This is a genomic window from Flavobacterium salmonis, assembly GCF_903819435.1.
GTDB classification, from domain to species: domain Bacteria; phylum Bacteroidota; class Bacteroidia; order Flavobacteriales; family Flavobacteriaceae; genus Flavobacterium; species Flavobacterium chungangense.
In genome coordinates this window covers 277,182-301,788 of sequence record NZ_CAIJDP010000057.1, presented here as the reverse complement: position 1 = coordinate 301,788, position 24,607 = coordinate 277,182, and the positions used below count along the sequence as shown (strand labels likewise).

Genomic DNA, 24,607 nt, shown 5'->3' with positions numbered 1-24,607 from the left:
TAATGAACAGGCTTTTTAAAATTACAAATCAACAATTAACTAATGCGTATGTTTAGGATTAAAACCGTCTTCACTTAACTCAGTGTGCTCATAATCAGCTACCATTTCAGCTTCATAATCGATTTTATCTCCTTTAGAGAATTTTTGAATTATTTTCTCCATAATATTATAAATTACCGGAACCACAATCAGGGTTAGAAATAAAGAAGAAATTAATCCTCCGATAATTACCCATGCCAAACCGTTCTTCCATTCAGCTCCAGCTCCTGATGCCAATGCAATTGGGAACATACCAAATACCATCGCAATTGTCGTCATCAAAATCGGACGCAAACGAGCGTGGTTTGCCTGAATTAAAGCTTTTCTGATTGATTCTCCGGCAGCTCTTCTTTGATTCGTATAATCGACAAGCATGATCGCATTTTTACACACCAGACCAATCAACATGATGATACCTAATATCGTAAAGATGTTTAACGTATTGTTTGTTAAAGCTAGAGCTAACATTGCTCCGATAAAGGATAATGGTATAGCAAATAGTACTACAAAAGGATGAACAAAACTGTCATATAAACCAACCATTACCAAATAAACTAAAATAATTGCAGCTAATAAAGCGATTCCTAAGGTACCAAATCCTTCACTTTGATTTTCCTGATCACCTCCCCAAATATAGTTTACACCAACTGGTTTTTTAAGCTTATCTAATTTTTCCTGCCATTGGGTAACAATTGTTCCTGAAGCAACCCCAACGTTTTGTCCTTGTACTGTTACCGAAGCCGTTTTGTCTCTACGCTCTAACTGGCTTGGGCCTGAACCTTCTGTAATAGTTGCAAATTGGGATAATTTAATTTGTTGTCCGGCTGAATTAATAAAAATCAAATTACTAACATCTGTAATACTTTTTCGATCAAAAGCATTATACTTAATGTTGATATCATATTCGTATTCGCCTGCTCTGTATTTACCATCTGTGTTTCCACTATAAGCAGTTTGCATCGTTAAACCAACTGTTTGTAAAGTCAATCCTAAAGCAGCCATTTTATCACGATCTACCTTAACATTGATTTCAGGATTACCATCTTCAACGGTTAATTTAATCTCTGTTGTTCCGGGGATTTTACGTAATTCTGCTTCAGCTAATTTAGCAAAAGCCATTGCAGTTTCCGTTGAAGGACCTGTTACGATCAAACCTAAAGTAGCGTTATCTGCAGTTCCTAAAATACCAACCGGAACCGTTTTAACTTTGGCACCAACTAATACTTTTTCTAATTTACGTTTGATTTTAGCAGCGTATACAGAAGCCCCGTCTGTACGATCTTTTTGCTCAATCATTTTAACATCAATCTCTGCTTTGTAAGCCGTTGCTTGCGATGCTCCAAGACCTTCACTAGTTTGTCCTACTGTTGTGATTTGACTGTGAACATATTCTTGCGTTTTCAAAAAAGCTTCTGCTTTTTGTGTCATAAAGTTAGTTTGTTCTAACGAAGCGTCTTTAGGCATTTCGATCTGAACTAAAAACTCACCACTATCTGACGCAGCAAAAAACTCACCACCTATGAAACCTCCGCCCATTAATCCTATTGTAGATCCAAAGAACAAAACAAGTACTACGATAAGAGTTTTCACATAATGATCTAAGCACCATGTCAATAAGTGAGAAACCCAGTCTGTAAAACGTGTTAAATAATTTTCAAAACCAAGAATAATTCTTCCAAATAAATTTTTTCCTTCAATATGTTCTAATTTCCCAAAACGAGATGATAACCACGGAATAATAGTAAAAGAGGCTAAAAGTGATAACAGTGTTGAGATAATTACTGTAACACAGAATTGCGTAATGATATTAGAAACCAATCCGGAACTCATCGCAATAGGCAGGAATACCACCACAATTACCAATGTAATTGAAGTTACAGTACCACCAATTTCGGCAGTCCCGTCATATGATGCACGAATTCGGCTTTTACCCATTTCCATGTGCCTGTAAATATTCTCCAAAACCACAATAGCATCATCGACCAGAATACCAACCACCAGAGATAATCCTAATAAACTCATTAAGTTCAAAGTATATCCCATTAAATAAATACCTATGAAAGTTGCAATTAGCGATGCCGGAATCGAAACCATTACAATTAATGAGTTTCTAATACTGTGCAGGAAGAACAACATTACGAGAGCCACCAGAATTACTGCTATTAATAAATCGTGAACTACAGAATCTGCAGCTTCCAAAGTAAAAATTGTACTGTCTTTTGCTACTTCTAATTGTAAATTGTTTTTTTCATAATCTTTTTCAAGAATTGCAATTGTTTTTAGTAATTGCTCACTTACGGCAACCGCATTCGCATCTGATTGTTTAATAATTTGTAAAACAATCGCACTTTTTTGATCAACACGTGATATTTTTTCAGCTATTTTCTGTGTATCCTGAACGTCAGCAATATCATTTAAACGAATTTGAATTCCGTTTTGAGATGAAACCACTAAGTTTCTTAATTCCTCTACATTTTTATATTTACCCGCTAAACGAATTAATATTTTTTGATCACGGGTCTGAATGTTACCTGTTGGGAAATCTAAGTTTGAAGACAAAATAGTTTGCTGAACCTGAGGGATTGAAAGCCCGTAACCCTGCATTTTTACCGCATCCAGATTTACCTGAATTTCACGTTCTGAACCACCAATAATATTTACTTGTGCGACACCTTGTACACGAGATAAAATAGGCGCAATTTTTTTATCAATTAAGTCATAAAATGCTGCTTCATCCATTTTTCCATTGGCGCCAATTGTCATAATTGGTAAATCACTCAACGAGAATTTGGTTAATGCAGGCGTTTCAGCATCATCTGGTAAATCACTAATGATTGCATTTATTTTTCGCTGCGCATCATTCATAGAGAAATCAACCTTTGCATTTGAAGTCAAAGTAATGGACACAATAGACAAACTCTCGTAAGATTTTGAGTCAATTTTCTTGATATTCTCTAAGGACGCAATCGCATCTTCAATTTTCTTTGTTACCGTATTCTCAACCTCACTTGGAGAAGCTCCCGGATAAATTGTAGAAATGGTAATAACATTTTGTTCAAATTTTGGGATCAGCTCGTAGCCCAGTTGGCTGTAACTGAATAATCCACCAAGTGTCAGAATTGTAAACAATACAATTACCAACGACGGACGTTTTATGGATATTTCGGCTAATTTCATATTTGTTGCTTTACGCTATAGGCGGTAAACTGTAGGCTTTAGGCTTTTTTAATGGCTTAAAGCTTATTGCTTAAAGCCAATAATTATTTAATAATTTCTACTGTATTTCCGTCTTGTAAGTTAATCTGACCTGTGGTAATCACTTTTTCACCGTCAGATAGTCCGTTGATAATTTCTACTTTGTCACCTAAAATTCTTCCGGCAGTAACTTTTTTCAGTTTAGCTTTACCATTTTCAGCAACAAAAATTTCGTTACTGCTCACACTTCCAACAAATGCATTTCTTGGTACCACCATTAAGTTTTGTTTTTGTTGTTTTGAAGCAAAATTTGCCGTTCCGTACATACCGGCTTTCAAATCATTATTTGAGTTGTTTGTAATTTCAATCTCAACAGGGAAATTTAAAGATTCATCCGCTTTTGCAGCAATAAAAGTAATTTTTCCGGAAAATGTTTTGTCAGGATAAACACTTGCTGTTACATTGATGTTATCTCCTTTTTTAAGGCTCGCTACCTGGTTTTCATTTACAGTAACTGTTAATTTTAATTTAGATGTATTTACAATATCAAATAATGCAGTTGCAGGCATTCCTGTTAAAATAGATCCCGGTTCAATGTATTTTTTATTGATAAATCCGTTAATTGGAGCTTTTACTTTTGTATCACCTACATTAATGTTAGCTTGTTTTAAATTAGACTCCGCATTTGTCAGAGCTAATTTTGCCTGATCTAATTGTTGTTTGGTAACACCGCCGGTTTTAAAAGCATTTTCATATCTGTTGTAATCAGATTTTGCATTTTGATAAACAGCCTGAGCCTGTTGCGCACTTACATTTATTACATCACCTCTCATCGTTAGTAAAGTCTGACCTACTCTTACATAGTCACCTTCTTTTACCAAAACGCTGATTACTTTTCCTGATTTTTCTGCAGAAAAAGTCAATTCTTGGGTTGGTGCAAAATTTCCATTAGCAACAAAATCTAAAGAAATTTGCTCTGTTTTTACAGGAGTAACTTTTACTGAAACAGCAGCATTTTTTTCAGCTACAATATCTGTTTTTTCTTTGTTCTCCTTTTTATTGTTACTTAAAACATATCCTATCACACCCAAAGTTGCGATTATGATTACGATCGTTATAATAGTTTTCTTCATTGTAATTAGTTATTTAATAAGAGTTTTTAGTTCGCCTTTTGATTTGATTAGTGCTACTTCAGCTAATTTGTAATCTAATATAGCCGCGGTATAATTGTTTTGTGCTTCTATCGATGCATTTTCAGCATCAAGTAAATCGGTTAATGAAGCAAGTCCCTGTAGATAATTGTTTTTGGTATTACTCAGGATCTCTCCGGCCAAAGTCATATTTTCTCTTTGATTTTCTATTGTAATTAAACTATTCTCTATTTGAGTCTTTGCATTTTTATATTCCAGGTCTAAGGAAAGCTGTGTATCTTTAATATCTTCCTGTAGCGTTCTGATTTTTACATCAGCTTGTCTTACTCTTGAACGGGTTCCGAATCCGGTAAAAATGGGTACTCTCAAATTTAATCCGATTGAAGAGTAATCTGACCAGTAAACACCATCGGCAGGTTTAGCAAACCATGGCATTTCAGGACCCTGTCCTATATAATTATATCCTGCAGATAACGAAAGGGTAGGGTAATATTCAGCTTCAACAGATTTTTTTTGAAACATCAATAATTCTTCCTGTTTTTTCAAAAGCAAATATTCTGTTCTGTTTGCAGTATTAGGAGCCTCACTCAAAGCAGCGGGGGTCACTTCAAATTCAGATTGTGGAATCTCAATTTGTGTTTCCATAGGCATTCCGATATAAAACTTCAAGGCATTTTCCTGTAATTGTACTGCGTTCAAAATTTGCTGGCGCTGTGTACTAATGTTTGATAGTTTTACACTTACCCTGTCTAAGTCAATTTTTTTTGCCAGTCCGTTATCAAACTGTCCTTTAATAATGTCTCGAACTTTTGTTGTATTAACATAATTACTGTCCAGTAAAATTAGTTTCTGACGTTGAACATATACCTGATAATAGTTGTTGGCTACTCTTTCAATTACCTGCTCTTCTGTTAACTGGTCATTGATCTGATAAAACTGACGGGTTGATTTTGCTGCTTTCAAACCTGTAAAAACGGAAAGGTCAAATAAAGCCTGAGTTAACGAAACTCCTGCAGTAGATGTCCATTTTTGACCAAAAGCAGCCTGAATTGTAGTTCCAGGAGCGTTAAATGCCGCACCGTCGATAACAGTTGTCTGGATAACAGGGTTATAGGTCAGATTTCCATTAGCAGAAATTTGAGGTAGTGCACGAGAGCGAACTTCCTGAATCTGGTATTCGCTGTTTTCAACTTCCAGCTTTGCTTTTTTTGCGTCGGCTTTATTCTGAAGCGCATAGGAAACAGCATCTTTTAGGGTTAAGGTTGTGACTTGTGCATTGACAGACAGGCCAATGATGCACAAAAATATTAGAATTATTCTTTTCATATATTTATAGATTGATGATTAAATTATAATTTTTTCAAGTTGTTTTTCTAGTTCCTGAATTCCTTTTTCAGTTGCCATGGCTCTGGTATGATACTCTAAAGCTTCTAATTCCATTTTCTGTGCTTCTGTTTCTGAAACTGTGGTTTCGTTGATATGAAAAATAAGAGTGTAATAAAATTTTACATAAATAGCGATGTTCAGATCTTTGCGGTATAATCCTTCGCGAATTCCTTTTTCAATATTGGCTCTGAAATACTGTGTGCACTGATCAATTTCTTTCGTAAGTACAGTTTGGTATATTTCAGGATAATGTTTCTTTAGTTGATAAATCGGTGAGGTGTCAATATTGGTTTTGAACATGTCACGAAACATTTCTCTAATTTCAAAATTCTCATGAATCGAATTAAAATCTTTTGCAACAATAGTATCGATTAAATCATGAACCTGTTTGTGAACCATTGCAGTGCTCTCTTTGACTAAAACTTCCTTGTTACAAAAGTATTTGTAGATCGTTTTTTTTGAAATGCACATTTCTCCCGCAATATCATCCATTGTAACGCTTTTAAAACCCAGTTTTAAAAACAAATCACTTGCTTTTGATATTATTTTCTCTTTCATTTTTGATTTTCAAATTTTATTACAAATATACCAGGAAACTAAAGTTAAGAAAAAAGTCTCCAATATCTTAGTAATAGTTTTACATTAACGTATTCATTAGGTAGGATTTATATGCTAAATTCTAAATTTGCGATAAGTTTAATGTCTTTTCCCATTGCCAATCCTCCATTTTGATTATAGGAATTATAATCAAGTCCAAAATCCTGACGTTTAATATCACCTTTGATTTCAAAAGCTACTTTTTTCTCACCGTTGTAGTTATTAACTCCAATGAATTCCGCATCAAGTTCAACAACCCGTGTAACGTCTTTTATAGTCAGGTCACCTTTAAAGAAATTGATATTATTATTTACTTTTTGAAAAGATGTTGATTTGAAACTAATTATTGGATGCTCATTTACATTAAATAAATCATTCAGTTGCAGATGAGAGTCAATTTGTTGAAAACTATCTGCTTTATTGTTTATATCTAATGAAAAAGCAACTGATGCATCTTCAATTTCATTATCCTCGATATTTACATAACCATCAAATTTGTTTGCAGTTCCTCCCAAATAAGCAATTATCGAATGCCTCATTTTTATTAAAACATCTGACTGGCTAGAATCTACGGTCCATGTTGTTCTCATAAATATTTGATTTAATTGAGTTTATAAAAGCTTAAATTATATTGGAAACTTTTTTAGTGTTATTAGTTTCCGTTTGCAAATATAGAAAGGAAACTCATAACACCAAAAAAGTTTCCATGTTTTTTTTTAAAATAATTTTAAAGGATTAAAAATGAGGTAATATTAAATTCTGATGAGCATTTAAATTTTAAAAACAATAAATTCATATTTCAATTGTATCTTTGGGCTTCGTAAATCAGAATTCCATTTTATGCACGATATTAGTCAGTACCAGGATTTTTTTATTAGTTATCTAAAAAGTCAAAACATAACCAAAGAGCCTACTAACCTTTATGAACCTATTACATATATTTTAGGTCTTGGCGGAAAACGTATGCGTCCGGTACTAACCCTAATGGCAGCAGAAGTTTTTGATACGGATTATAAAGTAGCCCTTCCGGCTGCAATGGCAGTAGAGGTTTTTCATAATTTTTCGTTGGTGCATGATGATATTATGGATGATGCGCCTTTACGCAGAGGAAAAGAAACCGTACATGAAAAATGGAACCTGAATACCGGAATTCTCTCTGGAGATGCTATGCTTATTTTGGCGTATCAATATTTTGAGCAATATGAACCAGAAATTTTCAGGGATTTGGCCAAATTATTCAGCAAAACAGCACTCGAAGTTTGCGAAGGTCAGCAATGGGATGTTGATTTTGAAACCCGTACAGATGTTACAATTCCTGAATATCTGAAAATGATAGAATATAAAACAGCCGTTTTGGTTGCTGCAGCAATGAAAATGGGTGCCATTGCAGCAAAAACCTCAGAAAAAGAAGCTTGTTTAATTTATGATTTTGGACTTAATTTAGGATTGGCTTTCCAGCTTCAGGATGATTATTTAGATGCTTTTGGTGATCCTGAAACTTTTGGAAAACAAGTAGGAGGAGATATTATCGAAAACAAAAAAACCTATTTGTACTTAAAGGCAGTTGAGTTTTCTGGTTCTGAAAAAGCAGCAGAATTAAAAAAGTTGTTCAGTTTGCAGTTGGAGGATAACACTGATAAAATAGAAAATGCCAAAGCAATTTTTAACGAATCCGGTGCGTCAGAAGCTACTCAAAAAGCTATAGAAATGTATACTTTTAAGGCTTTTGAAACACTTGATAAAATGGATATCAGTGTAGAAAAGAAAAATATTCTGAAAACTTTTGGAGAAAACCTAATGGGCAGAAAGGTTTAAAATAAATCAGAATTTATGAATGCTATTGTAAGCTCTGTTTTTTTTAATGAACAAAATTGTGATGCCAAAAAACAATTGTTTTTTGCTGCTTGCTTCCCTTTTTTTACCCTTTTCGCTTTAGGTATTGACAGTGTTTTTTTTAATGAGCAATATTTTGACGGCCGTCAAATTACAAACTTGTTAGCAATACTCTATTTCTCCTTTTTCTTTTGGGTTTCCGGTTCTTATTTAAGAAAACTGATGTTTGTGATGGTTTTCTTGTCTTATATAGGAGAAGTGATTTTTTGCACTTTGCTCGGAATGTACCATTACAGAACTACAGTTATTCCTTTATATGTTCCTTTTGGTCATGCAATTGTATACGCTTCAGGTTATGTTTTTGCACATGCAGAATGGGCAGTTAAGAACGACAAATTTCTTAGAAAATATTTCGCAGTTGGATTTACATTACTGTTTTTATTAGTTGGAATATTTCTGAAAGATGTTTTTTCATTGGTTTTCGGAATCTTTTTCTTTTTGCTTCTAAAGAGAAAAAAATGGCAGAATTTATATTATTTCATCGCCCTTTGTGTTATATTTATTGAGCTTGCCGGAACTTATTTTCAATGCTGGAAATGGGTGCCTAAAACCTTCGGATTAATTCCCGCCGCCAATCCGCCAATGGGAGCTGTATTTTTCTATGCAGGCGGCGATGTTCTTTTGTCTAAAATTGTAGATTATTGGAAATCAAAAACCATAAAAACCAATATCGATTGTAATTGAATTGATTTTAAAGTTGCCATTGCCATTAAAATTGAATTTTGAAATTGAAAAAATATGTATGTTTCACCATTAAATACCGATTTATTATTCGAAGAAGCTCAAAAAGATTCTTTGTATCTGAAATTAATTGAACAGCTCAATAAAGATTTTAATTTGGCAAACGAAGGCATAGATTTTCCGCTGAGCATCACTCCGGAAGAATTAAAAATCCAGCTTCACGAAAAAATCTACCGAATGATTCAGTACAAATTTGCTGAATACCTCAATTTGCTATACATAATTGATGTTCCTGAAAATGAAATCAAACAACTTGACGGGTCAGATTTGGTTGTTCTTGCTGAAGAGGTTTCTTTTTTAATTCTAAAAAGAGAATGGCAGAAAGTTTGGTTTCGGAATTTCTACAAATAGATTATTCGGTTATCAGGATACTATAATTTTCAGGTCTTACGATTTTTCGTAGTTTATCTAACTCAGTCCAAAGGCCAAAACCTTCGGTATCAATTTTATTCCCTACAAATTGAACGCGGCCGCATTTGAAGCACATCTTAACTATTCCTACCGTTTCTTTTTTCTTTTTAAAAAGAAAAATATCGCGATATTCTGCTGCACAGGCGGCGAAAGCATCTTGCAATGAATCTTTTTCACTAAACACATTTTCAATCTCTTTCTGCTGTTTAAGCGATAAATTTGATTTTTTGTAGTTATAATTCAATAGAATTTTTTCGAAATTTTCTTTTGGAATGGTCTCTGGAAAATGATGAACGAATAAATCTATAAACTCTAATTCTTTTGGAGTATTCTTCTCTTTCATCATAATTTTCATAAAATCTTCCTCCGAAAAATTCAAATAATAATGATTGATTTCATCAGAATCAAAAAAAGGTCGTAATTCTTTCTTTACAACCTTTTCATTATTAGTATTTTCCTTTTTAGAATTATTACAACTAGAAATGATTATAGCTGTAATTATAAAGATATATTTTTTCAAATCTTCAGGTTTAAATAAACTTAGAATCTTAGCATCTCAGAACCTTAGCAACTTTTTAGAAATAAACCCTCACAAAAGGCATAAACGCAGATCCGTACAAACTTCTTTTTTCATTAAATAAAACATCATAGCGACCACCTACAGTTACGCTTCCGGTTCTGTAACCAGCACCAAGATATAGTGCCGTGTTCCAGTAATTATCTGAATAGCCGGGTACGTTATCAAGGCGTTCATATTTTGTATTAACCCTAACTTGTTCCAGTTCAGCAGATAACTGCATTTCGGGAATGGGGTTTACTAATCCGACAAGACTCCCCCCATATATGTAAGAATGATATTGGTTTTTAGAAGATAAATAGCCAAACTGCATTCCTAATCCAACTGCGACAATTTCGTTAACATTATAAATAGCGCTTGGCATTACAGAAATATCAGTATATCCGGAGCCAAATCCAAGACCCAATCCGCCACCAAATTGCACTTTGTCCCAAAACTCTTTATTGTTATCGATTACATTATTTTCGTCCTGTGCAATTGTAAGATTTGAAAATAGGCTAATCAAAATCACAAAAAATGATTTGAAAACGATTGAAAGATGAATTTTCTTCATAGTTTAGGCTATTTTTAACAAATTTTTACGTAAAAGTACGTAAAAAAATCATTTAAATAATATCGATTGTTGTACTTTTGCCATTCTATATAACAAAAAGTATATTCACTCAAATATTATGGATAGGTTTTCATTTTTAAATGCAGCGCATACCGAGTTTTTTGCACAATTATACGATCAATATTTAGTAAACCCAGACAGCGTTGAGCCAAGCTGGAGAAGTTTTTTTCAGGGCTTTGACTTTGGAATGACTACTTATAACGACGAAAATCCTGTGCAAACAATCGTTGAGTATGTAACTACTACTAGCGACAACGCAGATTACAGTAAAGTTTCTGAAAAATTACAAAAAGAATTTAACGTATTGAAATTGATTGATGGCTACCGTTCACGTGGTCATTTATTTACCAAAACCAATCCGGTTCGTGACCGTAGAACTTCATCTCCAACTTTGGATATTGAAAACTTCGGATTAACTACTGCAGACCTTTCTACAGTTTTTGATGCTGCACAGGTTATTGGTGTTGCTCCTTGCTCTCTGCAGGATATCATTACCCGTCTTAAAGCAATTTACTGTCAGCATATTGGTGTTGAATATATGTACATCAGAAACCCTGGTGTTGTAAAATGGATTCAGGATAAATTGGGTGTTAACAACAATCAGCCTAATTTCTCTGTTGAAGAAAAACAAACTATCCTTAATAAATTAAATGAAGCTGTTTCTTTCGAGAACTTTTTGCATACTAAATATGTCGGCCAAAAAAGATTTTCATTAGAAGGTGGTGAAACCATCATCCCGGCTTTGGACGCTTTGATCGAAAAAGCTGCTGAAAAAGGAGTAGAGCAGTTTGTAATGGGAATGGCGCACCGTGGCCGTTTGAACGTTTTGGCAAACATCTTCGGAAAATCTACTCAGGATATCTTTAGCGAATTTGACGGTAAAGATTATGATCAGGAATATTTTGACGGTGACGTAAAATACCACTTAGGTCTTACAGCCGACAAAAAAACAAGAACAGGAAAAAGCATCAATATCAATTTAGCACCAAATCCTTCACACTTAGAAACGGTTGGAGCTGTTATTGAAGGAATCACAAGAGCAAAACAAGATAAATATTACGCTGATGATTTTTCAAAAGTATTACCAATCGCTGTTCACGGAGATGCTGCAATCGCAGGACAAGGTTTGCTTTATGAAATTATCCAAATGGCACAATTAGACGGTTACAAAACCGGAGGTACCATTCATATCGTAATCAACAACCAGGTTGGATTTACAACAAACTATTTAGACGCGCGTTCATCAACTTATTGTACAGACGTTGCCAAAGTAACACTTTCGCCTGTATTACACGTAAATGCCGATGATGCAGAAGCTGTTGTACACGCAGTATCTTTTGCATTAGATTACAGAATGGAGTTTGGACGTGACGTATTTATCGATTTATTAGGATACAGAAAATACGGTCATAATGAAGGTGATGAACCTCGTTTTACACAGCCGGTTTTATATAAAATCATTGCAAAACATCAAAACCCAAGAGATATTTATGCTGAAAAGCTTTTATCAGAAAGCGTTATTGATGCCAATTATGTAAACACAATTGAAAAAGAATACAAATCAGATCTTGAACAAAATTTAGAAGCATCCCGTAAAAAGGCGTTGACAATCATTACTCCATTTATGCAAAATGAATGGAAAGGATTCCAGCAGGTTTCTGATGATGTAATGTTGAAAAAGGTAGATACTTCTTTCGATAAAAAAGGCCTGGATTCAATTATCAATACGATTTCAACTTTACCTTCGGATAAAAAATTCATCAATAAAATCAACAAAATTGTATCTGACAGAAAAACAGGATACGATAACAACACCTTAGATTGGGGAACTGCAGAAGCATTGGCTTATGGTTCTCTTTTAACTGAAGGATTTGATGTCAGAATCTCTGGTCAGGACGTAGAGCGTGGTACATTCTCTCACCGTCATGCGGTAGTTAAAGTAGAAGATTCTGAAGAAGAAGTAATCTTACTGAACAATATCGAAAACAAAAAAGGAAAATTCGGAGTATTCAATTCACTTTTATCAGAATACGGAGTTTTAGGATTTGATTACGGTTATGCTTTGGCAAACCCAAATGCTTTAACAATCTGGGAAGCACAATTTGGAGATTTCTCTAACGGTGCACAAATTATGATTGACCAGTATATTTCTTGTGGAGAAGATAAATGGAACAACCAAAACGGTATTGTTTTATTATTGCCACACGGATACGAAGGTCAGGGAGCTGAACACTCTTCTGCAAGAATGGAGCGTTACTTACAGCTTTGCGCAAGACACAATATGTATGTTGCCGATTGTACAACGCCAGCGAACTTTTTCCACTTGTTGAGAAGACAAATGAAAACAGATTTCCGTAAACCTTTGGTAGTTTTCTCTCCAAAAAGTTTATTGCGTGATCCAAGATGTGTGTCTTCAGTTGAAGAATTAGCAACAGGAAGTTTCCAGGAAACTATCGATGACAATACAGTAAACAAAAAAGACGTAAAAACTCTGGTTTTCTGTACCGGTAAATTCTACTATGATATTGCTGCTGAAAGAGAAAACAACGGAAGAAAAGATGTGGCAATTGTTCGTATCGAGCAATTATTCCCTTTCCCTGCAGAACAAATCAAAGAAATCATTGCAAAATATCCAAAAGCTGATGATTATGTGTGGGCACAGGAAGAACCTAAAAACATGGGAGCTTACAGTTTTATGCTAATGAACTTTGATCTTGTAAAATGGAGACTTGCTTCATTAAAAGCTTACGCGGCTCCGGCAGCAGGAAGTTATACACGTGCAAAACGCCGTCATGCAGATGCAATCAGAATGGTATTCGATAAAAATTTATTCAGATAAAAAAATGTTTCAAGTTTAGAGTTTCAGTTTTAACATTAACATGAAACTTTAAACAATACAACCTTAAACAAAAATAAGATGATTTTAGAAATGAAAGTCCCATCACCAGGGGAATCAATAAAAGAAGTTGAAATTGCAACTTGGTTAGTAAAAGACGGAGATTATGTAGAAAAAGATCAGGCAATTGCTGAAGTTGATTCAGATAAAGCTACTCTTGAATTGCCTGCTGAAATGAGCGGTGTAATTACACTAAAAGCTGAAGAAGGTGATACAGTAGCAGTTGGTGCTGTAGTTTGTTTAATTGATACTGATGCGGCAAAACCATCTGGTTCTGCAGCTGCACCAGCAGCAGAAGCTCCTAAGGCTGAAGCTCCAAAAGCAGAAGTAAAAGCTGAGGCTCCAAAAGCGGTTCAGGCTCCGGCAGCAACAAGTTATGCAGCCGGGACTCCATCTCCTGCAGCAAGAAAAATATTAGACGAGAAAAATATTGCTCCGGCAACTGTTTCAGGAACTGGTAAAGGCGGAAGAATTACTAAAGATGATGCTGTAAATGCAGTGCCTTCTATGGGAACTCCAACTGGTGGAAGCCGTGGAACTGAGCGTACTAAATTATCAATGTTACGTCGTAAAGTAGCAGAAAGATTAGTTTCGGCTAAGAACGAAACAGCTATGCTTACTACTTTTAACGAAGTAAACATGACGCCAATCAACCAAATTCGTAATGAATACAAAGACGCTTTCAAAGCTAAACATGGTGGTTTAGGTTTAGGTTTTATGTCTTTCTTTACAAAAGCAGTAACAAGAGCTTTACAATTATATCCTGAAGTGAACTCTATGATGGACGGTGATTACAAAATCGCTTACGATTTTGCTGATATCTCAATCGCGGTTTCCGGACCAAAAGGATTAATGGTTCCTGTTGTTCGTAATGCTGAACTTTTAACCTTCCGTGGAATCGAAGCTGAAATCAAAAGATTGGCTTTAAGAGCTCGTGACGGTCAAATTACAGTTGACGATATGACTGGTGGAACTTTTACAATCACTAATGGTGGTGTTTTCGGAAGTATGTTATCTACTCCAATCATCAACCCTCCTCAGTCAGGAATCTTGGGAATGCACAACATTATCGAGCGTCCAATCGCTGTAAACGGTAAAGTTGAAATTCACCCAATGATGTATGTTGCTCTTTCTTACGATCACAGAATCATCGACGGACGTGAGTCAGTTGGTTTCTTAGTGGCTGTTAAAGAAGCTTTAGAAAATCCGGTAGAATTATTGATGAACGGAGATGCTAAAAGAGCATTAGAGTTGTAATCAAATAAATTCTTAGAAATAAAAAAATCCGTTTAGAACTTCTAAACGGATTTTTTGTTTATTTGCCTAACTAACCAACTCATTTATGTCAACCAAAAAAAAACAGGCAGCAATAGGCTTTATCTTCATCACCATGTTAATCGATATTACCGGATGGGGAATCATCATTCCGGTTATTCCAAAACTGATTAAAGAATTAATACACGGAGATGTGAGTGAAGCTGCAAAATATGGAGGCTGGTTGACATTTGCTTATGCGATGACACAATTTTTGTTTGCGCCGTTAATTGGTAATTTAAGTGATAAATTTGGGCGAAGACCTATAATTTTAATTTCCCTTTTTGCTTTTGCACTGGATTATGTTTTACTGGCATTTGCTCCAACCATTACATGGCTTTTTATAGGAAGAATAATTGCCGGATTAACCGGGGCAAGTATTTCAACCGCTTCGGCATATATAGCCGATGTGAGTACGCCGGAAAACAGAGCCAAAAATTTCGGAATGATTGGTGTAGCTTTTGGACTCGGATTTATAATTGGGCCAGTTCTGGGTGGTATTCTGGGACATTACGGATCGAGAATTCCGTTTTATGCAGCAGCAGTTTTGTGTCTACTTAATTTTCTGTACGGATATTTTATTCTACCCGAATCATTATCAAAACAAAATAGGAGATCAGTTAATCTAAAAAGAGCTAACCCGATTGGTGCTTTTTTGAACTTAAGGAAATATCCTTCGCTTTATGGATTGCTGATTGCCTTATTTTTGATTTACATAGCAGCACATGCCGTGGAAAGTAACTGGAGTTATTTTACGATGTATAAATTTAACTGGAACGAAAAGATGGTCGGAATTTCGCTGGGCGTTGTCGGAGTTTTAGTAAGTCTCGTTCAGGGCGGTTTGATACGATGGACCAGTAAAAAATTAGGAAACAAAAAAAGTATCTATATTGGAATGTCTTTATACACCCTTGCCATGTTTTTGTTTGCTTTTGTTTCAGAAAGCTGGATGATGTTTCTCTTTTTGATTCCGTATTGTCTTGCGGGAATAGCCGGACCTGCATTGCGAGCCATAATTTCCGGCCATGTTTTGCCAACAGAACAAGGAGAAATTCAGGGTACAATTGCCAGTTTAATGAGTGCTGCAACGATTATCGGTCCACCGGTAATGTCGGGTCTTTTTTATTATTTTACGCATCAGGACGCGCCTTTTGAATTTCCGGGAATGCCTTTTATACTTGGAGGAATCTTGATGATGAGCAGTGGAATTGTTTCTTACCTTTCATTGAAAAAACATTCGAATAATAATTAATCAAATTTATAAAAGTTTAAAATCCCAAATTCCAGTTAAGGAGTTTGGGATTTTTTATATGTAAATTTTAAGAGAGATTATTTATGCCCAAAAAGGAATGTATTTTTTATATTTTCTAGAATTACTGGAAGGATCATCATCTTTTATCAAACCTTCAATTATTGTGTCTTTTATAATTCTTGAGGCTATTGCTGAATTCTGTTCTTCAATTTGAAAACGCTCTCTTAAACTTTGATTTGTCATTATGTCATTTGACACATAACATAAACATGCATGTTGGTAACAAGCTCTAACTTTATCTTTTTTATCTAAATGATTAAGTTCTTTATAGCTAAACATTGTAATTCTGGTTCTTTTTTCAGATACAATAAAGTCTACTGCAGGTAATTGGTACATTTCATTGTAAAAAATCACTTTATCTATACCGCTTCCCTTTTCTTCGCATATACCAAATCTTCTTAAGATATCTGCTAATTTTTCATTTCGGGATATGTACTCATCAATAAAACGCTGAGGTGTTATTAGAGGTAAACCTGGATTGGAAATTTCGATTCTGTCTGAAAATATCTCAATCATAGGAAATCCTTTTTCATTAAAATCTTGATGGATAAGAGCATTAGCGACTAATTCTCTTATTGCAATCTCGGGATACATTTTTGTTTCTTTTCTAAAAGCTCTTCCTATTTCTTCATTCGCAGGTAACTGGCCATTTATCCAGTCAATGAGTCCGTCAAACCCGACGGCATATCCTCTTTTACCAATTTGTTCTCTTATTGTTTCGACTTTATTCTTTCCCTTATATACAATTACTCTAACCGCCTTTCTCCCTATTTCGTCAAATTCTTCAAGATTTTTAGCTAATAAAATAGCTCCTAATTTAGTTATATCATAATTGCCCTTACTCTTTTTTATAAATTTTTCAGAAATGAATTTTTCAATTACTCCTTCCTGAGTATTTGGGTACGGGAGTTTTAATAATTCGAAATAGGTCTGAGAATTAAGTAAACTAATTATTTCCGAAGAAGTAACATTTGTTTTTGCAACAAGGTTTTCTAATGGTTTATCGGGAGATTTTCTCCAAATTTTCCCTTCTTTTTCAGGGAATTCACTTAATTTTCTAGTATAGCTAGCTATTCTGATATATGGAATATGTAGAAAATCTACTGGACGATTGTCAGCGCTTGGAATTATAATCATAGAAATCCGTATTCCATCATCATAATCAAATTCATGAATTCTGAAATCAATTTTTGGGGCTAATCGATTAATAAGCCAGCTTTCCAAATCTTCTCCCCCTTTCTTATGTGATTTTATTTTAAAAGTTGTTCCTATAACTTTATGAGTTTTATCTTCTACTCCAAAAATCAAATAACCAAAAGGTTGGTTATGTAAGCAAGCTCCATTCGATAATGCTGATATTCTTTCACCTATTTCTTCAGCTGAATGATAGTTTAATTTAAATTCAACCCATTCACTTTCGTTAGGCTGTTTAGTTAAATCGTTTACGATATTTATTAACTTTTTTTGTTCCATAATCAAATAACCATCAAATAAGAAACCCTTGAATTTATTGGGATTAAAAGTAAAAATACATCTATTTGTCAAATAACTATCAAATAAGATTCTCTTTTTGGTTTTAATTGTTGATAACTTTTTATTTGTTTTTGATTAGTTTTTATTATTGCTTTAAGTACAAATAATGATTAAAATAATCAATAATCGCTTTTCCTTCCAGCAAAATATCAGCGCCAATGATGCCATGAACAGGTTTTGCTTTGTATTGCTGCAAAGCTTCATTAACGTGTGATAGGTCAAAAATTACCAGACTAAAATCGGTATTTTTCCAGGAACCCAACTGAAGCATATTGTGCTTCGAAATTTGTGTTTTCATTCCGGTTCCGCCGGCACCTGCAGCTTTAGTTTTAGATTTTTTTGTGGTTAAATCGAATTTTTCAATACTTTCAAAACCCACACAGGAATTTGATGCGCCGGTGTCTAAAATAAAAGTTCCAGAAACACCATTGATTTTGGCTTTAATAGATAAATGCTGTGTTTTGGTAACTTTGAATTTTATTTTTTTGTATTTCTCTTTTTTGAGAACCTCGTGAAGATTTTCCATTTTAGATAGTGATTGAAAACCAAAAATAAACCAATTACAGCCAATAAACTAATGATGTACCAGATATAATAGGCTGATTTTTCTTCTGGAGAAATAGAGCCGTAATAGACAAACGAACTCCAGTAATAAGGAGATTTTTTAGCGTTTGGAATCGATTTATCATTTAAGAAATCAAGTTTTGAGTTTGTATTGGCTTCAAAGTAAGTTTGCTTATTTTTGATATTTTTATAGAAATCAGTCATAAAAACCGACGTTGTATAATCGTTTACTTTCCATAACGAAAACAACAAATTCTGTGCTCCTGCAAACTGAAAACCTCTTGCTACACTCATCGCTCCTTCGGCTTTGTAAAGTTTTCCAATTCCGGTTTCACAGGCACTCAACACTACTAAATCCGGATTTATATTAAGATTGTACAATTCTGAATATAAAATTTCCTGATCATAAAATTTAATACTTGCAGGAGTTTGAATATCACCCGATGAAGCATGTGTGCTTAAATGCAGAATCGAATAATTAGAAACGTTATTTTTGAAATTATCGAAACGGGCATCGGTGTTTTCTAAATATTTGCCTTTAAAATTACTCCGGATTGATGCCAGTTCTTTCTTCGAATAACTCAATTCAAAAGCCGTTTTTTCGAAAACAGGAAAAACACCCAAAACGGTTTTTTCGGATTTAGAAATGGGTTTGGAATTCAAATAAATATTCGCCGAAGTATTATAGGCGATCTTAAAATCGTTCAGCAAATAATGCATTTTGGCAAAATTTGTTGTATTTGATGTACGTGTAATCAATGCTTCAAACGGAAGAAAATTCAAAATGCCATCAGGAACAATGATTAGGTTTTGATAAATCGAATTACCAGGCAATTGTAATAGATTATAAACATTATTTCCGGAACGATTATAACCCGCAATATCATTTATAATAGCATTGGCGTCATTAAAATAGTCCAGAAAAAAAAGAATATCAGCTAATTTTCCGTCTCCAATAGGAACTCTGTTTAATGAAATTTGATTGTGTTGTAAAGTAAAATAATACAATTTTTCAACACCCATGAAATAATAAACCATAATGGCTTTGTCATTTTGTAATTTCTTGAACAATGATTTTAAATCACAATTTTCCGGAATATAATCTTCATTTTCAGTCTGAATTTTCTTCAGTGAAAGCGTCAATTCATTTTGCTTTTGGATAAGATTATTGATTTTCGAAATATCTGCAGCATCTTCTTTTTGCTGTTCTTTTAAAATGGCATTATTTAAATTTTGAAATTCCTGCAAAAGCTGTTTTTCTTCTGCGGAAGCGTTTTTAATATTCGAACGATAACTTTTTAAAATTCCAGATTTAGTTCGTTCAGATAATTGAAAGGCTTTATTCATATATTCAGTTTTTCCTTCCTTTTCATATAAATTTTTATAAATCGAAATACATTTTTCAGTTCGGTTTCGTGATCGCAATTGCATCAGGATTTTGGAGTTTTCGTAAACCAAACCGTTCATCAGTAAATCTTCAATGTAAAACGAAAGTTCAAAAGCTTTTAATGCTTTTTTTGGCTGTTTAAGCTGTAGCATTTCTGCCTGAAGGTCGATTGCATCTGTCAAAACAGTTTCCGGATATAACTGGTTTTGATTTGGCAGAAGGTTTTTAGAATTATAACTTGGAATTAAAAGTTTAAAAACACCCGAAATTTGCTTTGTACTTTCGTCATATTTTCTTTCATCAAAAAGTAATAAAGCTTTTTCATAATAAAGTTTAGCCAGTTTTCGAGGCTGATGGTTGGGCGTTTTTAAAAACAGTTCTTCAGCTTTTTCTATATAAGAGTTTGCTGTTTCGAAGTTTCGTCTTTTTCGGTTAAGTGTTGCAAGATTTCGATAAGAATTCGATAAAGTTTCATATTCATCTTTTTCTTTTTGAAGAAATTTTATTGAGGATTCAAATGCTTTTTCAGTCTTTTCTCTTGTTCCGGGGAATAGTAAATTTCCTCCTGAACTTAGTAAATAATTACTTCCCAGATTATTCAATAAAATTCCTCTCTGGACATTCGATAATTTTTCAGTTTTTAAAGTATTTTCCAAAAGTTCAATGGCCATTGAGATCTTGCCCGAACTCTGATAAACATTCGATAAATTGAGGATTGCTGCTATTTTTTGTGATTGGTTTTTCTCTGTTTCAGCAATAAAATAATACTGTTTGATCGTATTTTCAGCACTGTCATAATCGCCCAAAACAGTGTATAAATTGCCCAGGGGTTTCAGGCAATACTCAATAATATCGTAATTGTTAAGTTTGTATTTTTGGTACAATTGCCAGGCTTTTTCATAACCTGAAACCGCATTGTGTGTCTGTCCAAACTGATTTTGATAATACGCCTTGTTGCAGTTTAAAACCACTATGGACAATAATTCGTCTTTGGTTTTTGGTTTTGGATTTTTCCAGAAAGCGGTTTCGGTATTGGTTAAGTTTTGCAGCGCTTTCGCAGAAGGATGGGCAACAAATGAATCAATTGCGTTGTAAATTTTGTCTTCGGGGTTTTGTCCAAAAACAGTTAGATTCAGGAAGAAGAGAATTAAACCATATAAGCAATATAAGTTCATATAATGTACTGCGTGTTTTGTTGTTTCACAGAGATACACAAAAGTTTTTCACAAAGATGCACAAAGATTTAAAATGAATTTGCGAATCTCTGTGTGGTCTTTGTGAAACTCTGCGGAATAACTTTTAAAACTTCCAAATCCCATAAATCTGAAAATAATTAAAATTTTTCTCAAAATTCATCACATAACGAGCCCCTAAACTAGGGCCAATTCTTGCAAATCCTGCAGTTAAATCGAACAAAAGTCCTGTATTTAAATTTGCCATTGATGCTTTAGCAGAATTTGATTCTGTTCTGGTATTAATTATAAGTTTATCGGAATCTCCCTCGTAAAGGTCTATTTTTTTGCTCTGACGCTGTTCCTGCGCAACATTTATGTTTGCCTGAAAACCGGCACCAATTCCTATGTAATTATTGATGTTATAGCGAATAAGAACCGGCACTTCCCAATTAACGCTTTTGTTTTCTGTACTTGTTGTGGTGCGTTGTCTTTGCTTTACACCATTTGCATTGGTGATTGTTTCTGTAACCACATTAACTGCGCTATCATAATTATTTAAACTGTTAACCCATTCTGCCTGCCAGTAAAAGCGGTAGGATTTAAAAGGAGAAATAGTTGCACCAACAAAATAGCTCGTTGAATTATCTAAATCAGGATAGAAATTATACCCGGCTTTAGCGCCAATCGATATTCCGGGTAAAAATCGGGTAGTGGCGTAATTGGTAATGATAGGTTCATTTTTGTCAAAAATTATTGCTGTTCGGCTTTTGGTTTTTACCTTATGAAAGTCTTCATTAAATTTCATTGAATATCGTACAAAACCTTTAGTACTGTCTTTTTCCTGAACGTTTTTTTGTTCAGTTCCCGGCAAATAAATATTCTTGAAAGTAAATATGATTTGTTTTTGCTTGATGATAGTGTCGAGACAGCTTATGGTTGGTTCTTGGCCTTTTGGACAAATAGGGCATTCAGGATACATTCCTTCAATCTGGAATGTTTTTTTGTCGAACATATCCGGAATATCGGTTTCTAAACGAATTTTTCTGGCAGGTCCTTCTCCATTGTTTTGAAAACGGGTTTTAAATTTCACTCTTTTAAATCGGACGAATCTATAATTAATCAAACTTCCGTTAGACCCCATTTTGTTGGGATCGTGAGAGGTTACGATTTCCATTTCGAGGTTTTTGACTTTATGGTTTTTAAAACTGCGGTTTGGCACAAAAATCCCGCGCATGGTAACTGTTGCACTGGTATCTTTGATCATTTCCGGAGTGGTTTTGAAAGTATAAAAGACATTTCGGGTTTCATTTGGATTGGCTTCGTCAAATTCCAGGATCGAAACATTGTGATAAAGAGTATGTGCCTCTTTTAAACTTGCCTCTAAATCTTCTTCGGTTGTAGTATTTTTATATTTTTTGAATTTAAAAGTGTTTTCGGCAGAAGCCAGATAGGATTTCGTATCATCTAGATCGTCAATTGAAGCTACTGTGTTTTCTTTTACTTCACGTTCGCCTGAATAGGTTCGGAAATCGACCAGTTCGAAATTATTGTTTTTGAATTGCTTCTCATTATAAAAAAGATACAGTTTCCCATTTGAGACATAATTTTCCAGATTTTGATAACTCACTACAACTAGCATTTCCTGTTCCGGAATGGGGTCACAGTTTTTTTGAATGGCAAATCCGTTTTGGTCGGCAATCGAGGCGATGTCCTGATAAGGATCATCTGCTATTTCGTTAACAGCGACTTTTTTTGGCCGTGTAGCAGGAGGTTTTCCGTTATCATAATTGTTGGTAACGGCTAATCGGGCGGTGTAATTCCCCTTGTTTTTGTAGACGTGTTTGGGTTCTGCCTGTTTGCTGTAATGTCCGTCTCCCATTTCCCATAAATAAGAGTAGCTTGGTTTTGGCGCACCGGCAATTGGAATTAATGGAGGTGTTTCGGGTTTAAACGTTACCGAGTTTCCTTTTTGGGTATAGCTTATATTTGCTCTTCGGGTGATGGTGTCTTTTACTTTGGTTTGCGCCAACACCATTGCTGATGATAGAAAAATAAAACAGCATAAAAGTTTTTTCATGGTCGAGGAGGTTTTTTAGCCCTGATGGGAGCGGCATCCTTTTTCTGGCTTCTTTAGACAGAAAAAGATACAGCGGACAGCAGGATTAGCTTCTGAAAATCATCAGAGTTAGTTTAAAACAGCATTAAATGTAAAAAAAAGTGATGAGCAAATCATCACTTTTTCCTAAAAAAAGTATTTGAAAGTTACTGAATGGCATTGATTGCTGCTACCAGTTGAGCTTCTGAACCTACTGTTGTTTCAGCCAAAGTAAAGCTGTAGGTTTGATTAGCGGCAATTGTAACACCTTTGATAGCATAACGCCATTGACCGTTATCTTCGGTAGCAAAAATGATGTGACAAGCTAAACCAACAGGAATCTGGCCATAGTGTTCGCTGAATAATCCGGCAGCTGTGTAAGTATCTAACTTAGCCAATGCATTTTGTCCTTCTCCGTCATAAGATAAGTAAATTGCACAATTGTTATTGTCATAACCTTCTGGAGCATCTACTAAAATAGTAGTTTTAGGTCTTGGATCGCTGTAGAATTTATCAACATTTGTCCATCCGAAGTTTCCAAAAGTTACATAATAATTGTTTCCTTCGCCCTGAACCCCGCCTTTTCCGCCTGTACCGTCAGCACCGTCTTTGGCTTCTCTCCACACTAAGTTTTCATCTTCATCAATGTTTCCAAACCAAAGTGTCATGGCATTATCCAAACCGCCAGTTAAATTAGTTGGTACAACCAGATTTATAGAGCAAGAAGTTGCCAGATCTACACCACCTTGCGTTGCTTTAATAAAGAATTCACCTCCGGAGATCAATAGGTTTTTCTTTCCGTCTGCCATTAAACCCATAGTTGGTTTATTGGTTACAAGCATATTTCCTTTGTCAAAAATTTCAACAAAATCAATGTTAATAGCACCTGTTACAGCGTTTCCTGCTTTAGTAAGACAGTTTCCGTTAATGGTGATTTTTACACCTTTTGCTGATGTAAGCGTAATAGCACCTGCACCTGCTGTTGCTGTAAAATGTTGTGTTTTTCCTGCCAAAGCCTCATCTCTTACAGCTGCAAATTCTGATGCCGATGGTGGTATAATTTTTTCGTCTTCACTGTTGCTGTCATCACAGCTTGCAAATGTTGCTAATGCTAAAAATAATAGTCCGATTTTTTTAAAATTTGTGTTCATGATTTCTAATTTTTATAAATCTGAACTGATTTTGATCAGTTGGTTTTCAGATTCCGGTTGTTAATTTAATTTTTATATTCTTATATCAATTCAGGTTTGATATTGTTACCCTTATTTTTAAAAATTCTTTTTATACCGTTATATCAAATCGCCTTTACAATTGTTACCCCTTTATTCGAAGTTTTTTTGAAACTATTTAGAAAGGCACTTTTCTTCAAAAACATTTCCGTCTTCGTCTAGTGCCACCAAAATTTGTTTTTTGCGAAGACTGATCAGTAAATAAAGCCAGACTATTGACCAAAGTCCTATGGTTGCAAAAACCAAAGTCAGCTGCAAAGAAGAATTGATTTGTTTTTTTTCTTTGGATAAAACCACATAAGGAAGTTTGTCGTTTTTTTCAATCACGATAAATCCATTGCGAATTTTGTTCGACAGTATCTGTTGAAACTTGGCAAAATCTTTCTCGGTTGTAAATTGATAACTTCCCATTTCTATGTGATTTTTAATTCTAAATAACCCTTTATTACTCTATATCAATTTGCGGTTATTATTGTTACCTCCTTTTCTGTAACTTTTT

Annotated in this window: 19 protein-coding genes; 6 read left to right on the top strand and 13 right to left on the bottom strand. The window is 34.5% G+C overall.

The window, feature by feature from the left end; all coding sequences use genetic code 11:
- Positions 1 to 39: 39 nt before the first annotated feature.
- From FLACHUCJ7_RS03945 to FLACHUCJ7_RS03925, 5 genes are all read right to left on the bottom strand, one after another.
- Positions 40 to 3,216 (bottom strand): efflux RND transporter permease subunit, encoded by a 3,177-nt coding sequence (locus FLACHUCJ7_RS03945; protein ID WP_180907978.1) that lies wholly within the window; start codon positions 3,214 to 3,216, stop codon positions 40 to 42.
- Positions 3,217 to 3,299: 83 nt separating this feature from the next.
- Complete coding sequence (locus tag FLACHUCJ7_RS03940; RefSeq protein ID WP_180907977.1) at positions 3,300 to 4,367, bottom strand: efflux RND transporter periplasmic adaptor subunit; 1,068 nt, start codon at positions 4,365 to 4,367, stop codon at positions 3,300 to 3,302.
- A 9-nt stretch (positions 4,368 to 4,376) separates the two neighbouring features.
- Positions 4,377 to 5,711 (bottom strand): TolC family protein, encoded by a 1,335-nt coding sequence (locus FLACHUCJ7_RS03935; protein WP_180907976.1) that lies wholly within the window; start codon positions 5,709 to 5,711, stop codon positions 4,377 to 4,379.
- 18 nt (positions 5,712 to 5,729) lie between these two features.
- Entirely contained in the window at positions 5,730 to 6,329 is a 600-nt protein-coding gene (locus FLACHUCJ7_RS03930) for a TetR/AcrR family transcriptional regulator (protein ID WP_031454086.1), read from the bottom strand.
- Between the two features lie 107 nt (positions 6,330 to 6,436).
- Complete coding sequence (locus tag FLACHUCJ7_RS03925; protein WP_031454087.1) at positions 6,437 to 6,958, bottom strand: YceI family protein; 522 nt, start codon at positions 6,956 to 6,958, stop codon at positions 6,437 to 6,439.
- 250 nt (positions 6,959 to 7,208) lie between these two features.
- Here FLACHUCJ7_RS03925 and FLACHUCJ7_RS03920 point away from each other — a divergent pair, with 250 nt between their 5' ends.
- From FLACHUCJ7_RS03920 to FLACHUCJ7_RS03910, 3 genes are read left to right on the top strand one after another with little or no spacing between them, the layout of a single operon-like run.
- Positions 7,209 to 8,183 carry a polyprenyl synthetase family protein gene (locus FLACHUCJ7_RS03920; RefSeq protein ID WP_180907975.1) on the top strand — a complete coding sequence of 325 codons (975 nt, stop codon included), beginning with the start codon at positions 7,209 to 7,211 and terminating at the stop codon, positions 8,181 to 8,183.
- Between the two features lie 15 nt (positions 8,184 to 8,198).
- Positions 8,199 to 8,945 carry a hypothetical protein gene (locus FLACHUCJ7_RS03915; RefSeq protein WP_078226954.1) on the top strand — a complete coding sequence of 249 codons (747 nt, stop codon included), beginning with the start codon at positions 8,199 to 8,201 and terminating at the stop codon, positions 8,943 to 8,945.
- Between the two features lie 54 nt (positions 8,946 to 8,999).
- Complete coding sequence (locus FLACHUCJ7_RS03910) at positions 9,000 to 9,353, top strand: hypothetical protein (RefSeq protein ID WP_078226955.1); 354 nt, start codon at positions 9,000 to 9,002, stop codon at positions 9,351 to 9,353.
- 1 nt (position 9,354) lies between these two features.
- Here FLACHUCJ7_RS03910 and FLACHUCJ7_RS03905 read toward each other — a convergent pair whose 3' ends face one another.
- Positions 9,355 to 9,933 (bottom strand): hypothetical protein, encoded by a 579-nt coding sequence (locus tag FLACHUCJ7_RS03905; RefSeq protein ID WP_180907974.1) that lies wholly within the window; start codon positions 9,931 to 9,933, stop codon positions 9,355 to 9,357.
- Between the two features lie 55 nt (positions 9,934 to 9,988).
- A complete protein-coding gene (locus FLACHUCJ7_RS03900) occupies positions 9,989 to 10,543 on the bottom strand; it encodes a hypothetical protein (protein WP_180907973.1) in 555 nt (184 codons plus the stop codon).
- Positions 10,544 to 10,661: 118 nt separating this feature from the next.
- Here FLACHUCJ7_RS03900 and FLACHUCJ7_RS03895 point away from each other — a divergent pair, with 118 nt between their 5' ends.
- From FLACHUCJ7_RS03895 to FLACHUCJ7_RS03885, 3 genes are all read left to right on the top strand, one after another.
- Entirely contained in the window at positions 10,662 to 13,442 is a 2,781-nt protein-coding gene (locus FLACHUCJ7_RS03895; protein ID WP_180907972.1) for a 2-oxoglutarate dehydrogenase E1 component, read from the top strand.
- 78 nt (positions 13,443 to 13,520) lie between these two features.
- The gene (gene odhB, locus FLACHUCJ7_RS03890; protein WP_180907971.1) at positions 13,521 to 14,756 is read left to right on the top strand and encodes a 2-oxoglutarate dehydrogenase complex dihydrolipoyllysine-residue succinyltransferase; all 1,236 of its coding nucleotides are present in this window, start codon (positions 13,521 to 13,523) and stop codon (positions 14,754 to 14,756) included.
- An 85-nt stretch (positions 14,757 to 14,841) separates the two neighbouring features.
- A complete protein-coding gene (locus FLACHUCJ7_RS03885; protein ID WP_078226959.1) occupies positions 14,842 to 16,065 on the top strand; it encodes a TCR/Tet family MFS transporter in 1,224 nt (407 codons plus the stop codon).
- An 81-nt stretch (positions 16,066 to 16,146) separates the two neighbouring features.
- On the opposite strand, the gene FLACHUCJ7_RS03880 is transcribed toward FLACHUCJ7_RS03885, so the two are convergent.
- The 6 genes from FLACHUCJ7_RS03880 to FLACHUCJ7_RS03855 form a co-directional block, all read right to left on the bottom strand.
- Positions 16,147 to 17,598 (bottom strand): ATP-binding protein, encoded by a 1,452-nt coding sequence (locus tag FLACHUCJ7_RS03880; protein WP_078226960.1) that lies wholly within the window; start codon positions 17,596 to 17,598, stop codon positions 16,147 to 16,149.
- Between the two features lie 145 nt (positions 17,599 to 17,743).
- A complete protein-coding gene (locus FLACHUCJ7_RS03875) occupies positions 17,744 to 18,184 on the bottom strand; it encodes a retropepsin-like aspartic protease (protein ID WP_078226961.1) in 441 nt (146 codons plus the stop codon).
- Positions 18,136 to 20,784, bottom strand: a complete 2,649-nt coding sequence (locus FLACHUCJ7_RS03870; protein ID WP_180907970.1) for a CHAT domain-containing protein — start codon at positions 20,782 to 20,784, stop codon at positions 18,136 to 18,138. The genes FLACHUCJ7_RS03875 and FLACHUCJ7_RS03870 overlap by 49 nt, the downstream gene beginning before the upstream one ends.
- Before the next feature lie 124 nt (positions 20,785 to 20,908).
- Positions 20,909 to 22,861 carry a DUF7849 domain-containing protein gene (locus FLACHUCJ7_RS03865; RefSeq protein ID WP_180907969.1) on the bottom strand — a complete coding sequence of 651 codons (1,953 nt, stop codon included), beginning with the start codon at positions 22,859 to 22,861 and terminating at the stop codon, positions 20,909 to 20,911.
- A gap of 185 nt (positions 22,862 to 23,046) precedes the next feature.
- Positions 23,047 to 24,030, bottom strand: a complete 984-nt coding sequence (locus FLACHUCJ7_RS03860; protein ID WP_078226963.1) for a hypothetical protein — start codon at positions 24,028 to 24,030, stop codon at positions 23,047 to 23,049.
- A 192-nt stretch (positions 24,031 to 24,222) separates the two neighbouring features.
- Positions 24,223 to 24,519 (bottom strand): hypothetical protein, encoded by a 297-nt coding sequence (locus tag FLACHUCJ7_RS03855; RefSeq protein ID WP_078226964.1) that lies wholly within the window; start codon positions 24,517 to 24,519, stop codon positions 24,223 to 24,225.
- Between the last annotated feature and the right edge of the window lie 88 nt (positions 24,520 to 24,607).

Excerpts from the sequence above, each read along its gene's own strand:
- FLACHUCJ7_RS03945 (WP_180907978.1), bottom strand. The coding sequence starts at position 3,216 with ATGAAATTAGCCGAAATATCCATAAAACGTCCGTCGTTGGTAATTGTA.
- FLACHUCJ7_RS03940 (WP_180907977.1), bottom strand. The coding sequence starts at position 4,367 with ATGAAGAAAACTATTATAACGATCGTAATCATAATCGCAACTTTGGGT.
- FLACHUCJ7_RS03935 (WP_180907976.1), bottom strand. The coding sequence starts at position 5,711 with ATGAAAAGAATAATTCTAATATTTTTGTGCATCATTGGCCTGTCTGTC.
- FLACHUCJ7_RS03930 (WP_031454086.1), bottom strand. The coding sequence starts at position 6,329 with ATGAAAGAGAAAATAATATCAAAAGCAAGTGATTTGTTTTTAAAACTG.
- FLACHUCJ7_RS03925 (WP_031454087.1), bottom strand. The coding sequence starts at position 6,958 with ATGAGAACAACATGGACCGTAGATTCTAGCCAGTCAGATGTTTTAATA.
- FLACHUCJ7_RS03920 (WP_180907975.1), top strand. The coding sequence starts at position 7,209 with ATGCACGATATTAGTCAGTACCAGGATTTTTTTATTAGTTATCTAAAA.
- FLACHUCJ7_RS03915 (WP_078226954.1), top strand. The coding sequence starts at position 8,199 with ATGAATGCTATTGTAAGCTCTGTTTTTTTTAATGAACAAAATTGTGAT.
- FLACHUCJ7_RS03910 (WP_078226955.1), top strand. The coding sequence starts at position 9,000 with ATGTATGTTTCACCATTAAATACCGATTTATTATTCGAAGAAGCTCAA.
- FLACHUCJ7_RS03900 (WP_180907973.1), bottom strand. The coding sequence starts at position 10,543 with ATGAAGAAAATTCATCTTTCAATCGTTTTCAAATCATTTTTTGTGATT.
- FLACHUCJ7_RS03895 (WP_180907972.1), top strand. The coding sequence starts at position 10,662 with ATGGATAGGTTTTCATTTTTAAATGCAGCGCATACCGAGTTTTTTGCA.
- odhB (WP_180907971.1), top strand. The coding sequence starts at position 13,521 with ATGATTTTAGAAATGAAAGTCCCATCACCAGGGGAATCAATAAAAGAA.
- FLACHUCJ7_RS03885 (WP_078226959.1), top strand. The coding sequence starts at position 14,842 with ATGTCAACCAAAAAAAAACAGGCAGCAATAGGCTTTATCTTCATCACC.
- FLACHUCJ7_RS03880 (WP_078226960.1), bottom strand. The coding sequence starts at position 17,598 with ATGGAACAAAAAAAGTTAATAAATATCGTAAACGATTTAACTAAACAG.
- FLACHUCJ7_RS03875 (WP_078226961.1), bottom strand. The coding sequence starts at position 18,184 with ATGGAAAATCTTCACGAGGTTCTCAAAAAAGAGAAATACAAAAAAATA.
- FLACHUCJ7_RS03870 (WP_180907970.1), bottom strand. The coding sequence starts at position 20,784 with ATGAACTTATATTGCTTATATGGTTTAATTCTCTTCTTCCTGAATCTA.
- FLACHUCJ7_RS03865 (WP_180907969.1), bottom strand. The coding sequence starts at position 22,861 with ATGAAAAAACTTTTATGCTGTTTTATTTTTCTATCATCAGCAATGGTG.
- FLACHUCJ7_RS03860 (WP_078226963.1), bottom strand. The coding sequence starts at position 24,030 with ATGAACACAAATTTTAAAAAAATCGGACTATTATTTTTAGCATTAGCA.
- FLACHUCJ7_RS03855 (WP_078226964.1), bottom strand. The coding sequence starts at position 24,519 with ATGGGAAGTTATCAATTTACAACCGAGAAAGATTTTGCCAAGTTTCAA.